The sequence below is a fragment of the Lawsonella clevelandensis genome (assembly GCF_003241315.1).
Classification (GTDB): domain Bacteria; phylum Actinomycetota; class Actinomycetes; order Mycobacteriales; family Mycobacteriaceae; genus Lawsonella; species Lawsonella clevelandensis_A.
The window spans coordinates 99581-112888 of sequence record NZ_QFOZ01000001.1; the positions used below are offsets into that span (position 1 = coordinate 99581).

Consider the following 13308-nt stretch of genomic DNA (forward strand, 5'->3'; position numbering starts at 1 on the left):
TAAACAAGCACGGCCTGTGTGAGGCCGCGCATTAGCCTGATTCTACCATGCGATCAGCAGTTTTTCTTTGGAGTAGGCAAAATGAGCACATTATTGCAATAACGCTTATGGTGAAATTGTTAGCTCTAAAGGAGAGGAAAGATGGCTAAATATCGGCTTCTTGCTGTGCACGCACACCCTGACGATGAAGCATCTAAAGGGGCGGCTACACTAGCTCGTTATGCCGATGAGGGGCATACGGTAATGGTGGCAACGTTAACGGGTGGGGAGCGTGGTGACGTCCTGAACCCCACTATTACCGATCCCGCCATTAGAGAACATCTGCACGACGTACGTATCCAAGAAATGGCAGCATCCGCCTCTATTCTTGGTGTTCACCATCGGTGGCTAGGATTCGTTGACTCTGGGCTACCAGAGGGCGATCCACTCCTTAATCTGCCCGAAGGATCATTCGCTTCCCTCGACCCCTACACGGCTGCCGAACCATTGGTGCGGCTTATTCGCGAGTTCCGCCCGCACGTCATTATTACGTATGACGAAAATGGTGGATACCCGCATCCTGACCATATTCAGGCACATCGAGTATCCATGATTGCGTGGCATGAAGCCGGTAATCCGGCAGCATTCCCAGATTCTGGACGCCCGTGGCAAGCATTCAAAATATATTTTGATCGCAACCTCACGCGTGAACGGTTTAAAGCCTTTGATAAGGAATATCAACGTCGTCACCTTGCTAGCCCCTACGGTGAATTATTAGATAAGTGGGGCAAGGATAAAGGACGAGGTTTTGAACGCGCTACTACCTGCGTGGAATGTGGAGACTATTTTGCGCAGCGGGAAAAAGCACTACAGGCGCATGCTACACAGATTGATCCAACGAGTGTTTTCTTCTTTGCACCCCTTGATATTCAACGGGTTGCCTGGCCGTGGGAACATTTTGAACTAGCAAGTACACGCGTTCCTGTTTCACTGCCAGAAAAAGGACTTTTTACACAACTTCCCGAGAATACAGAAATAGACGCATCGACAATTCGCCCAGAATTACTGTAAAGGACATATTGTGTTGCACTAGCCTGAATATTTTCCTTTCGCTAAAGGCGACGATATAGCGGAAGTTGGTTACTCTGGTAAGAGTGAAAAACAAAGCCCTGCGACGCTGGTTACGACATCCCCTAGCGAATACAGCAGCGGCGGTACTGTATCCGCTCTACGAACAGCACCTCCTCCGTACAATTGCGCCTTTACCCAAGCCCGCCCACATTGCCGTTATGTGCGATGGAAATCGTCGCTGGGCACGGGAAGCTGGTTTCACTGACGTTGCGAGTGGACACCGTGCAGGTGCTCTGAAAATTGTAGAAATGCTGGAGTGGTGCAGTGAGATTGATGGCATCGACTGCGTCACCCTCTATCTGCTCTCTACAGAAAATCTTGGTCGTTCTGCGGAAGAACTTGATGAACTCCTCGCCATTATTCGTGATGTTGTAGAAGAAATTGCCGCGCCGGGCCACAATTGGCGGATTCACCTGATGGGGCATATGGATCTTCTTCCGGCATCTATTGCGGAGGATCTTCGTCATGCAGAGGCCTCCACTGCACACCGCTCGGGGATTACCGTTAACGTGGCAGTAGGGTACGGAGGACGGCAAGAAATATGCGATGCTGTGCGGGCTCTACTCTCCGATGAGATAGCACGCGGAGCTAAGCCCGAGGATCTTGTAGACGCGGTAACCGTAGAAGCCATTGGAGAGCACCTATATACATCTGGCCAGCCAGATCCAGATCTTGTTATTCGCACCTCGGGGGAACAGCGTTTATCCGGTTTCCTCCTGTGGCAGACCGCCTATTCAGAAATCTGGTTTACTGACGCCTACTGGCCAGAATTTCGACGAGTCGATTTCCTGCGTGCACTACGCGATTTCGCATCCCGCCACCGTCGCTATGGAAAATAAGCCCAACAATAGCTAGATCTTGCGCAGAAGTACCTGCTGAATCTTGTGGTTAACATCCTTACGAAGAATGAGGTCCGCACGTAGCTTTGTGGGCAATATGTTTTCTTCTAGATTCTTCTGGTTTGTATGAAGCCAAACACCATGCGCGTAGTCATACAGATCACTATCGGGCATATGCGTGAAGCGGTTGTAGTAGCTCGTAGGATCCTGGAAAGCCGTATCGCGCAACATGAAAATACGGTTGAGGAACCATTTTTCAATATCTGCAGTATCGGCATCAACATAGATTGAGAAATCGAAGAAGTCCGACACCATCATGGACGGACCAGTCTGGAGAACATTGAGTCCCTCAATAATGAGGATATCGGGCTGGCGAACTTCCTGCTTTTTCCCCGGAATGATGTCATAGATTCCGTGATCGTAAACAGGGGCACACGCTACATCCTCCCCATTTTTAACGGCAGAAAGAAAGTCCAGGAGGGCACGCCGATTGTAGGATTCGGGGAAGCCTTTTCTCTCCATGATGCCGCGATGTTGCAAAACTGCAGTGGGGTAGAGGAACCCATCAGTGGTAACAAGATCGACACGCGGATGAGTTTCCCACCGGGACAGAAGAATCTGTAGAACACGGGCAGTAGTGGACTTACCAACAGCGACAGAACCGGCAATGGCAATAACGAAAGGGGATTCTTTCTGCTGGTAAATATCGCCGAAAAACTCCTGTGAGGTGTTATAAAGATGGCTCTTATTGCGAACCTGGAAATAAAGGAGACGGGACAGTGGCAGATAAATCTTTGCGATCTCATCTAGATCTATCTGGTCACCTAGGCCACGAATAGACTCCAGTTCATCTTCAGTGAGCACCATCGGCCATGATTTACGGAGTTTACGCCAGTCTTCACGAGGGAAGCAGTGGAAAGGACTAGGTACATGATCTTGAAACATCTCTATTAACTATAGTCGGGGTAACCCACTAAACTGGGGAAATGAGATGTGCATTGAACAGACTGCACCTGAACCACCTTTTTGGAGCGTGAACCACCGAATGAGTGACCAGAATCTTGCGGCTAAGGACCTGCGTTACCTTCCTCTCAGTGAGTTGGATCCAGAACTATTGGATGCTGTACAGGGCGAATTGTCCCGCCAGCGCAACACCCTTGAAATGATCGCCTCGGAAAACTTTGTTCCACGTGCTGTACTACAGTTGCAGGGTTCCATCCTGACCAACAAGTATGCGGAAGGCTACCCGGGCCGTCGCTACTACGGTGGCTGTGAAAACGTTGACATTATTGAAGACATTGCTCGTAGCCGCGCCAAGTCTCTTTTCGGTGCCGATTTCGCGAACGTGCAGCCACATTCTGGGGCACAGGCCAACGCCGCTGTTCTTTCCACGCTCCTGCAGCCCGGTGAGCGTCTCCTCGGCCTCGACCTTGCACACGGTGGCCACCTGACACACGGTATGAAACTCAACTTCTCCGGTAAGTTGTATGACGTTTACTCCTACGGTGTTGAAGAAGACACCATGATGATCGACATGGATAAGGTGCGTGAGAAGGCACTCGAATGCCGTCCGCAGGTTATTGTGGCTGGTTGGTCCGCGTATCCTCGCCATGAAGATTTTGCGGCATTCCGTTCCATCGCCGATGAGGTTGGTGCCAAACTGTGGGTTGATATGGCCCACTTTGCAGGTTTGGTGGCAGCAGGGCTGCACCCGTCTCCCGTACCGTATGCAGATGTGGTTTCCACGACTGTTCACAAGACACTTGCGGGTCCGCGTTCCGGCATGATTCTTGCCAAACAGGAGTACGCCAAGAAGATCAACTCCAATGTATTCCCCGGTCAGCAGGGTGGGCCGCTCATGCATGTGATTGCGGCGAAAGCTGCAGCTTTGAAGATTGCTGCTTCTGAACAGTTCAAAGAGCGGCAGGAGCGGACACTACGCGGCGCAAAGATTTTGGCAGATCGCCTTATGGCTGATGATGTCCGCAGCAATGGTGTGGACGTGCTCACTGGTGGTACGGATGTCCACCTCGTACTGGTAGACCTGCGTAAATCCGATATGGATGGCCAGGTAGCCGAGGATCTTCTGCACGAAGCTGGTATTACCGTCAACCGCAACGCTATTCCGTTCGATCCCCGCCCGCCGATGGTCACCTCTGGCCTGCGTATCGGTACTCCAGCCCTGGCTACCCGCGGTTTTGATGATGCCGAGTTCGAGGAAGTTGCCGATATTATCGGTACCGCTCTCGCCCAAGGCAAGGACGCTGACGTGCCCGCACTACGCGCCCGCGTCACCGCACTGTGCGAACAGGTACCGCTGTATGACGGTCTAGAAGATTGGAAGATGTTTGACTAAGGAGGATCCATCCCCCTTTACCAGGACTCTCGGAGAGGCGCCGTCGGAAACTGAGTTTTCCCCGGCGCTTCTGCGCATTGGTTGCGTCCTGGGTGTACAGCCAGACAAGTGGCAGCGTCGTTGGCAAGAAAACCGTCCCGATGTCTCCACGTCATGGGATTTTATGGACTCTAGCGTGCAATGGGAGGGGCTGCGTTCCGGCCGCTGGTCCATTGTGCTCGCACGCATGACGGTACTGTCAGAGACAACAGAGCCCGTAGACTCAGCAGAGTCAACTGTGCCAGCGGGCTCAGTAGAGTCCTCACTGTCGTTACTGTCGTACGGTGCCGGTGACGTTATTCTTCCCCCCGACCTCACAGAAACAACCCATGTTGTAGAGCTCTACCAAGAACGCTGGGTTGTCGTGGGCCGTAAACGACACGATATCGGGCTAGTGTCCGAAGTGACGCTGGCGGATCTGGCAGATCTACCTGACAAGCGTGTTGGGAAAGGGGATCTCATCGTTCCTGTAGGACAGCCAGAAGTTGCTGTCACCTATGCAGAATCCGGTGCAGGTATCGCTGTTCTACCGGAGTCCATGGTGAAAGTTGTGGGGCAGGGGGAAGGAACAGTGCGCCTCCTGGACATGGAACCAACCACACGGGTGTGTGCAGTGTGGCTCAAGGATCGTACGGACGGATGTGCAGATGGCTGCTCGGAAGAGCTCATCCAGGATTTCATCGGAATGCTAAGAGGACGCCGAGCTCATTCGTCTCGATCCAGTGTCGCTACACAAGCGGTGTCGCATACATGCGACGATATGGGGCTATCGACGAAGCAAGCGCGTAAACGGGCACGCCAAGAAAAGATTCGAGCTAGCCGAGCACAAAGTCAAGAACAGCGTAAGCAGCGTATCGCTGCGCGTCATGCGGCCAAACGGGCAGCTCAAAAACGTGGAAAGCGCCGTTAAAGGACGTTAAAGCGCTCTATTTAGAGGGATCCAATCTGGGGTAAACCACGAGCGTATTCACTGGAGAGAGCTTGGAGTTTTTCTAAACGGTGGAAGCCTTCAATAAAACGGATAGTTCCCGAGGTACCGCGCATAACGAGGGAACGCGTGTAGGCTCCGTGGGCGCGGAAGGATACTCCTCCCACCATGTCTCCATTAGTTACTCCCGTAGCGCAGAAGAAACAGTCTTTACTGGAGCAGAGATCGTTTGTGTAGAGTACTTTGTCAGTGTCGTATTCGCCGGTTGCTGCGCGGGCGATCTCTTCATCAGTCTTGGGCCATAGTCGGCCTTGAATAGCACCACCGAGGCAACGCATAGCGGCTGCGGTGATAACGCCTTCGGGGGTTCCACCAATCCCCATCATGAGGTCTACTGAGTTACCGTGTTTAGCGGCAGCTACAGCGCCAGCAACGTCACCATCGGCAATAAGGCGGACCTTTGCCCCAGCTTCGCGAATAGCTGCCTGTAGATCATCGTGGCGGGGACGGTCGAGAACAACCACAGTAATGTCGCGGACACTCTTCTGTTTCGCCTGTGCGACGTTTCTAATATTGTCCTCTACGGATGCATCGACATCAATAACATCTGCTGCTTCTGGGCCAGTAGCTATTTTCTTCATGTAGTAGAAGGCGCTGGGGTCGTACATGCTTCCCGCTGCAGAAATAGCCATGACAGAAATAGCATTGGGGCGTCCTTCAGCGCATTGGCGTGTGCCGTCGATGGGGTCTACGGCAACATCAACTTTGGGGCCTTGGCCATTACCAACTTTTTCGCCATTGGCCAGCATGGGGGCTTTATCTTTTTCGCCTTCCCCAATAATGACAGTTCCACTGAGGTTGACGGTGTCAAGAGTGTCACGCATAGCGCGAACAGCGGCTCCGTCAACACCATTCTTGTCTCCACGGCCCGCCCATAGTCCTCCAGCCAAGGCGGCCGCTTCTGTCACGCGGACAAGTTCCATGCCGAGATTGCGGTCAAGGCTGTTGGGATCAGAGATGAACGAGGAAAGCATAAGAAGGTTCCCTTTCTTCGCGAATGTTCACTCCACGGAAAGGTTGCGGAAAAGTGACCGGGAGAAAAACGAGCAGAAATTATGTGTACACCTATTATTTCACTAGCTCGGGCAAAAAACGAGAATAGGGTGAGAATATAAAGAATATTCTTAAAAGTAGAACGATAAAGAGCGAGTATTCACTAATAAAAACTCAGTAAAAATCTCATTTATCAGGATTTCTGGTAATGGTGATACTACTGTCACTATCACTAGTCAGTATCAGTTGTCGGTGCTACCGTCTACTGTGTCTTCAGCGTCCCCGATGGTCTCAGTATCCGTATGGGTAGCAAGTGCTTCCTCGATACGTTTATGCGCGCCTGCTAAAAGCTCCTCGCAACGTTGCCCAAGTTCTTCACCGCGTTCCCATAAAGCAAGGGAATCGTCTAAGCTCAATCCGCCTTGCTCCAAACAGCGGACCGTTTCTACTAACTCATCCCGAGCTTCTTCATAATTAAGTTCAGCAACGGGCTTCACATCATCATTCTGTTGTGCCATCAGTAGCCTCCTTTAACTGGTTTTTACTAACTTGTTCTTATCGGACTTGAGCTTTACTAGAGGAAGAACTAGGACACGGCTGGGTCCCCAACACTGCCGCATTAACTACCCCATCAGTAGCCCGCACCCGCAATTGTGATCCAGGGGAGGCGTCCTTAATAGAGTTCAGTGCTACTGTTGTTCCGTCGGGATGCTGTATCTGCACAATTGAGTAACCACGCGCCAGAGTATGTATTGGTCCCAATGCTGTGAGCTGCGTGGTAGCTGTAGCGATGCGATTATCTTCATTAGCGAGGAAGAGCGTCATCTGCCGGTAGAGTTCTTCTCGTGCGCGCTCAGTTTCCTGCAAACGCTGCTCAATAAGAGTTACCGGCGAAGCCATTACCGGGCGTGATGTAAAACTTTCCACTAGCGCAGATTCACGCCTTACCCACTGCCGTAATGCTTGGGCATTCCGTGCCCGCAAATCCCGTATATGGCTTCGCTCAGACACCACATCAGGAACTACTTTCTTTGCCGCATCCGTGGGAGTTGCTGCGCGAAGATCAGCTACATAATCCAACAGTGGGATATCAGGCTCGTGCCCAATGGCGGAAACGACGGGAGTAGTAGCACGTGATACCGCCCGCACCAGTGTCTCGTCAGAGAAGGGAAGCAGATCCTCCATGGATCCGCCCCCGCGAGCAATAATGATGACGTCAACGGAGGGGTCCGCATCCAAAAGACGAAGTTGCTCCACAACTTCCGGAACACATCGCGCACCCTGCACTGTGGCGTAGCGAACTGTGAAATGAGCCTCCGGCCAGCGGCTATGCGCCACTGACAAAACATCCCGTTCCGCCGCCGAGTTACGCCCTGTAATAAGACCAATGTTGCGCGGTAAGTAGGGAAGCGGACGTTTTAATTCCGTATCAAAAAGTCCCTCAGCAGCAAGCTGCTGGCGGAGACGCTCCAATCGCGCCAACAATTCCCCCAAGCCCGCCTGGCGAATATCCTTCGCCAGTAGAGAAAGGGAGCCGTTTCCCTTGTAGAGGGCAAAATTGCCATGCACGATAACACGGGTACCCTCCGTTATAGTTCCCTCCGCAAGCAAGCGAGAAGGGCATGTTACCTGCAAAGACACTGTCTCTGCCAGATCCCGAAGCGAGAAATAGGAATAGTAGGATTGCCGCCGTAGTTTCAGCTGAGTGATTTCTCCCTCCACCCAGGCTTCCCCCAAACGGTTTATCCACGATGCTACAAGAGCGCTAACTTCCCGCACCGGATAAGGATGATCAGCAGACATGGCCTGGGGTTTTCCTCCCGATACAGCACTTGACTGTTGGCTCATCTGCCATCTCCTAACAGCGCGTTATGGTCTATAAAAAATTTCTTTACTACCGTCTTCTCTCGATTGTAGTGAGGCAACGTGTCAAAGTAGGGGATAAACCCGTAGGCTAAAAGAATGCGTAAGGTTCTGCTTGCTTCGCCCCGCGGCTACTGTGCCGGAGTTGATCGTGCTGTCCACACAGTTGAATTAGCGCTACAGCACTACGGAGCTCCCGTCTATGTTCGTAAAGAAATTGTCCACAATCGACACGTAGTGGATACTCTCACTAAAGCCGGAGCCATCTTCGTTAATGAAGTGGATGAGGTACCGGAGGGCTCTGTTCTCGTATTTTCAGCCCACGGAATTGCACCATCGGTAATGGCAGCAGCGCAGGAACGAAATCTCACAACTATTAATGCAACATGCCCACTAGTAAAGAAAGTACATGGTGAAGCACGACGCTTCGCCAAACACGGTAAAGAAATTATCCTTATCGGCCACCGTGGACACGAAGAAGTAGAAGGTACCGCTGGTGAAGCCCCCACACAAACTTATGTTGTGGAAGGTCCTACAGACGTTAAAAACCTCACTGTAAAAGACCCCAGCAGCCTTGTCTGGCTTTCCCAAACCACTCTTAGCGTGGATGAAACTAAAGACACGGTGACGATGCTCCATGAGCTTTTCCCCGAGATAACAGATCCGCCATCTGACGATATTTGCTACGCCACACAGAATCGTCAAGGAGCGGTGAAAGCCATGGCGGAACAGTGCGATGTTGTTATTGTGGTGGGTTCGCGAAACTCTTCCAACTCCGTACGTTTACGGGAAGTTGCGGAACAGTCGGGTGTTAAGCACTGCTATTTGGTGGACTACGCCCATGAAATAGACGATACCTGGCTAACAGAAGCAGAAACAGTAGGGGTAACCTCGGGGGCTTCTGTCCCCGAAGTATTAGTTGAAGAGGTTGTCAGTTCCTTAAAGGAACGCGGATTCACCCAGGTGGAGGAAGTAGAAACAGTACGTGAGGATATGAGTTTCCAGCTACCGCCGGAGATTCGAAAAGTATCGCAGAATTAATATCTAACGCGAGGTGTGTCCCCGTCCACCATTATTCTGGGGGTACTGACCATCGTAATGACGATGGGTTTTCATCTGGTGTTCACGGGTGGAATGATGCTCGCGGGTGGGGTAGTCGTGGCCTGGCCGATTATGAGAGGACCGGCTGTAAGGATCCCGGCGAGGATCACTGTACTGGTGAGTGTTGTACTGAGAGTTATTACGCTGGGGATTATTGCGCCGGGAATCTCTATGAGGCTGCGGGGTATGTCGCTGCGTTCGCGGAGACGATGAGGGATAAGGCTGTGGGGCACCATTACGTGGATAAGGGGATCCGGTAGTGGGCATCCCTGCTACTGGGTGACGGGGGGCGGAGGCATCATTGGCTGCCCTTCTTCGGACTGCCGCAATACGACGCGCAATTTCGCGTTTTACGCGGGGATCACGCGGATCTATGCCCTGCCGTTTAGCAGCAATAATAACGGCTTTTCGTTGGCGCTCTTCAGCAGCGAGTATGGCACGACGCCGCATTTCAGCATCGCTAGTGCGGTCAATAGCCTCGGTGCGAGGTTGCTGGTGATGCATGCGCGGATCGTTTCCGTGGGAATGAGCAATCCTCGGAAGTGTGACATCGTGGTTATGCGCAATAGGACGTGGGCGCGGAGTAGTCGTACGATGCTCATGAACGAGAGCTGTGGCGGGTGTTTGTGAAGAAGCTACTGAATCTGCTGCAGTTGTTGGCTGTGCTAAGGAAGAAGAGGAAGAAGAACTGGTAGAGCGGGAGTGTTTCTTTTTCGCAGATTCAGATTTCGTAGTTTCGGCAGAGTGCTTTTTGTCTTTTTTCTTTGTGAAAAAAGCAACGATTTTCAGCGAGTCCCATCCTCGTTGAATACCCGTAATTACTATGCGCGTAATAACAATTACTGCTGCTACGCATAAGGCTCCCAGCATAATGGGAACATCGCTTATAAACGGTAAACCAATCTTTATAATTGCTGCTCTACCGCCTTTATCTCCAGAAGCCAGCATACTGATGGAGTAAAAGACAATATAGGCAATGGCATACCCAAGAACCGGCATGACTGTCGCAGTGAACAGCGCATCACAGTCGGCGAAAACTGCACATGCTGTGGAACACAGGATGAACACTACTGCGAATGGTATCCCCAGCTCTTTAGTAAAAAGGCTGAGAAGCATGCCTAAAACGAGTGCAGCAAGATAGGCAATAAGAACGCCCCACCATGGAATACCACGAATTGACCGGATGAGTGATCGTTTCCTCTCCGGTGTCGATGTATCTGCATGGTAGTTAACTAGCACAGGTCAACTTTACCGGGAAGACACCCACTTGTTCGAAACTGCACGCGGAGAAGAGTCGATTTCTTCGGGACTTATTACTACAGAAGCAGGAGAAATGCCATAGTTTTCTAATTTTCGGGCAGTAACAACAAGTCGCGATTCCACAGATCCGAGTGCCGAATTATAGGAGTCCACGGCCTTCTCAAGTTGTGCTCCCAAGGTAGTGAAGTGTTGTATGACAGTTCCTAAACGCTGATAGAGCTCATAACCAAGTTTTTGAATCTCTTTTGCCTCTTGTGTGATGGTGTCGTGCTGCCACGTCAGTGCAACAGTTTTAAGTAAGGCAATGAGTGTTGTGGGGGTGCTTAGAATAACATTCTGTGAAAAAGCATAATCGAGAATAGAGGGATCCTCCTGCAACACTGTATCTAGAAAGGGGTCACTGGGGAGGAACATCACCACAAACTCAGGTGTGGAGGAAAACGCCTCCCAATAACTTTTCTTCGCAAGAGCATCGACATGTGTGCGAACAGCTTTCGCGCAGGCTCGTTGTGCTTTTTGTTGTGTGCTGCGGTCTGCCGCGTTTACAGCGGTGAGGTAAGAATCAAAGGGAACTTTAGCGTCCACCACAATGGTGCGTTGCCCCGATAAATGGATAACAAGATCGGGACGCTGCACGCCGTTACTGCCATGAACATGATGTTGCGGAGAAAAATCACAATGTTTTGCCATGCCAGAAAGTTCAACTACCCGTTCTAACTGCATTTCTCCCCAACGCCCACGAATATTGGGGGACCGTAAAGCAGAAGAAAGACGCCCCGTTTCTTCCGAGAGAATACGGGAACTCCGCTGCATAGCTACTACAGATTCAGTGAGCTGGGAGAACTCACGTAAGTGGTTTTGTTCTAACTGCTCCATGTGAAGGCTAAACCCCTGGAGGGATTTTTCAAGAGGAGAAATAACAGGCAGTACTATGTCGGACACGGAATCTGATTGCCGCTGCATCATCTCTCTGGATAATGCGGCTTGTTGCGCGATATCTCGGCGAGTCGCCCGGGAGTTTCCTCGTGCCAGCCAGCCAATGATGAACCCGAGGACTAAACCAGCGGCAATAAGACCGATAATGGCAAGAACGTTCATGCCTGTCTTTTTACCAGAGGACTGTAACAAAACTTACTGTTGCTACGACTCTTCACGGCTAGGACTGTCTCCAGGTTTATCGTCGGATCTATCCCCAGGAGTGCTGTCAGAACTGGTGACATCTGCATCATTATCACTATCTGCAGTATCGCTAGTCTCATCTGGTAATGATGCTGTTAACAATGATGTCGACTCAGCATCTTCGTCTACATGTGCAGGAGGTTCTTCCGTAGATGTAGTGTCATGTAAGAGCTCGTTATCTTCATCGTGGACGAAATTCCGCAATGAACTAGAGCGGCGCCGCAACCAGCGACGCATTTTTGTGTGTTTCGTCTCCGGTTGTTCACTGGGTTGGTTTGTCACAACAATTTTTGCGCGTTCATCCCATGACTCCACAATGTAGCGGAGGATAACTGCAATAACAGCGGTAATTGGAACGGCGAGGAAAGCTCCCACGATCCCGTAGAGGCTGCCGCCGGCGGAAACAACAAGCAGCACGATGACGGGGTGCAGGTCCATGGCGTTGGACTGCAGGATGGGGGAGAGAACATTCCCCTCCAACTGTTGCACCACGATAATCACGATGAGCATGATGATGGCCGCTTTGAACGATACTCCTACCCAAGCAACCAATACTGCCAGGAATCCGGAGACGAAAGCGCCCACAATAGGGATGAAGCCACCCATGAAGGTGATAATGGCGAGTGGCCCCGCAAGCGGAACTTTAAGAACGATCATGCCGATGCCAATACCAACGGCATCAATCGCAGACACAATGCACTGTGTACGGATAAAGCCACCCAGGGTAGTCCAGCAGCGTAGAGTCAGTTCTTCAATATGTGCGTAGGCGGGCATTCCCACAACGCGTTTTACCCACGGGAGAACCTTTGAGCCGTCTTTGAGGAAGAAGAAACACAGCATGAAGGTGATGAGTAGCGTCACCACCACGTTAGAGGCTGTTGAAACACCGTTAATAGCAGCGGAGGCGATTTGGGTGGATGAAGACTGAATCTTATCCGTTATTGATGCCACAATACGGTTTAGCTGTGTCTGATTGACGTTGAAAGGAGGGCCGAGGAGCCAATGTTGTAGATCTCGGAGTCCCTGCACTGTTTTTTGGGAGATGGGATTAATTTGGGAGGCGATACTGGGGGCGATTGCGGAGAGAATACCGCTGACAACTCCTAAAACAACAAGGAGCATGCCCAGGGACGCTATCCAACTAGGTACTTTATGGTTGGTGAGCCATTTAACTGGCGGCCACAATGCCGAGCAGATAATGATAGCGAGGATAGTGGGGAGGAGCCCTACCCAGATGAACTGGCAGAGTTTGTAGAGGATATAGCCGGCGGCGACAACAATAATGAAGCGAAGGGACCAATTAGCCAGTTTGCGAAGATCCTGGCCAATAACAGCAGATCGGCTTGTGGAGTGCATACGCCTAGACGAGGGGTGTTCACGCTCGTCTTTCTTATCTTTTTTCTCGTTCTTTCCGTGACGAGAGGAAGTAGTAGCGGTAGAAGACGCGTTTTTTGTGTCGTTCCCGCTATCGAGCGCAGGTGTGTCAGCAGAGCTGTCTTTACCTATCAGCTCCGGTTTGCTGTTTTTGTTAGACATGTAGTTCTCTCCAACAACACACACCGCTGTCGTTTAGTGATGTC

The 13308-nt window shown here is 51.3% G+C and carries 12 protein-coding genes; 5 read left to right on the top strand and 7 right to left on the bottom strand.

Features of this window, described 5'->3' with window-relative positions; genetic code table 11:
• Positions 1–141: 141 nt before the first annotated feature.
• Positions 142–1050: a mycothiol conjugate amidase Mca gene (gene mca / locus DI579_RS00460; protein ID WP_290595538.1), complete on the top strand. Its 909-nt coding sequence runs from the start codon at positions 142–144 to the stop codon at positions 1048–1050.
• An 83-nt stretch (positions 1051–1133) separates the two neighbouring features.
• A complete protein-coding gene (locus DI579_RS00465) occupies positions 1134–1949 on the top strand; it encodes an isoprenyl transferase (RefSeq protein ID WP_290595537.1) in 816 nt (271 codons plus the stop codon).
• Between the two features lie 12 nt (positions 1950–1961).
• On the opposite strand, the gene coaA is transcribed toward DI579_RS00465, so the two are convergent.
• Positions 1962–2894: a type I pantothenate kinase gene (gene coaA, locus DI579_RS00470; RefSeq protein ID WP_290595536.1), complete on the bottom strand. Its 933-nt coding sequence runs from the start codon at positions 2892–2894 to the stop codon at positions 1962–1964.
• 100 nt (positions 2895–2994) lie between these two features.
• Between coaA and glyA the strand changes: the two genes are divergently transcribed.
• Both glyA and DI579_RS00480 read left to right on the top strand, forming a co-directional pair.
• Entirely contained in the window at positions 2995–4305 is a 1311-nt protein-coding gene (gene glyA / locus DI579_RS00475) for a serine hydroxymethyltransferase (protein ID WP_290595535.1), read from the top strand.
• A complete protein-coding gene (locus DI579_RS00480; RefSeq protein ID WP_290595534.1) occupies positions 4298–5254 on the top strand; it encodes a LysR family transcriptional regulator substrate-binding protein in 957 nt (318 codons plus the stop codon). Before glyA ends, DI579_RS00480 begins: the two co-directional genes overlap by 8 nt.
• Positions 5255–5274: 20 nt before the next feature.
• Here DI579_RS00480 and glpX read toward each other — a convergent pair whose 3' ends face one another.
• The 3 genes from glpX to xseA form a co-directional block, all read right to left on the bottom strand.
• Complete coding sequence (gene glpX, locus DI579_RS00485) at positions 5275–6306, bottom strand: class II fructose-bisphosphatase (protein ID WP_303678531.1); 1032 nt, start codon at positions 6304–6306, stop codon at positions 5275–5277.
• Positions 6307–6567: 261 nt separating this feature from the next.
• Positions 6568–6843 (bottom strand): exodeoxyribonuclease VII small subunit, encoded by a 276-nt coding sequence (locus DI579_RS00490; protein ID WP_290595532.1) that lies wholly within the window; start codon positions 6841–6843, stop codon positions 6568–6570.
• A gap of 37 nt (positions 6844–6880) precedes the next feature.
• On the bottom strand, positions 6881–8128 hold the full coding sequence (gene xseA / locus DI579_RS00495) for an exodeoxyribonuclease VII large subunit (RefSeq protein WP_303678621.1): 1248 nt from the start codon (positions 8126–8128) through the stop codon (positions 6881–6883).
• Positions 8129–8287: 159 nt separating this feature from the next.
• On the opposite strand from xseA, the gene DI579_RS00500 reads away from it, so the two are divergent.
• A complete protein-coding gene (locus DI579_RS00500; protein ID WP_290595531.1) occupies positions 8288–9229 on the top strand; it encodes a 4-hydroxy-3-methylbut-2-enyl diphosphate reductase in 942 nt (313 codons plus the stop codon).
• A gap of 3 nt (positions 9230–9232) precedes the next feature.
• Here the strand turns inward: DI579_RS00500 and DI579_RS00505 are convergent, their stop codons facing one another.
• From DI579_RS00505 to DI579_RS00515, 3 genes are read right to left on the bottom strand one after another with little or no spacing between them, the layout of a single operon-like run.
• Complete coding sequence (locus DI579_RS00505) at positions 9233–10528, bottom strand: DUF6542 domain-containing protein (protein ID WP_303678532.1); 1296 nt, start codon at positions 10526–10528, stop codon at positions 9233–9235.
• 9 nt (positions 10529–10537) lie between these two features.
• Positions 10538–11647 carry a DNA recombination protein RmuC gene (locus DI579_RS00510; RefSeq protein WP_303678533.1) on the bottom strand — a complete coding sequence of 370 codons (1110 nt, stop codon included), beginning with the start codon at positions 11645–11647 and terminating at the stop codon, positions 10538–10540.
• A 42-nt stretch (positions 11648–11689) separates the two neighbouring features.
• Complete coding sequence (locus DI579_RS00515) at positions 11690–13264, bottom strand: AI-2E family transporter (RefSeq protein WP_290595528.1); 1575 nt, start codon at positions 13262–13264, stop codon at positions 11690–11692.
• Positions 13265–13308 lie beyond the last annotated feature (44 nt).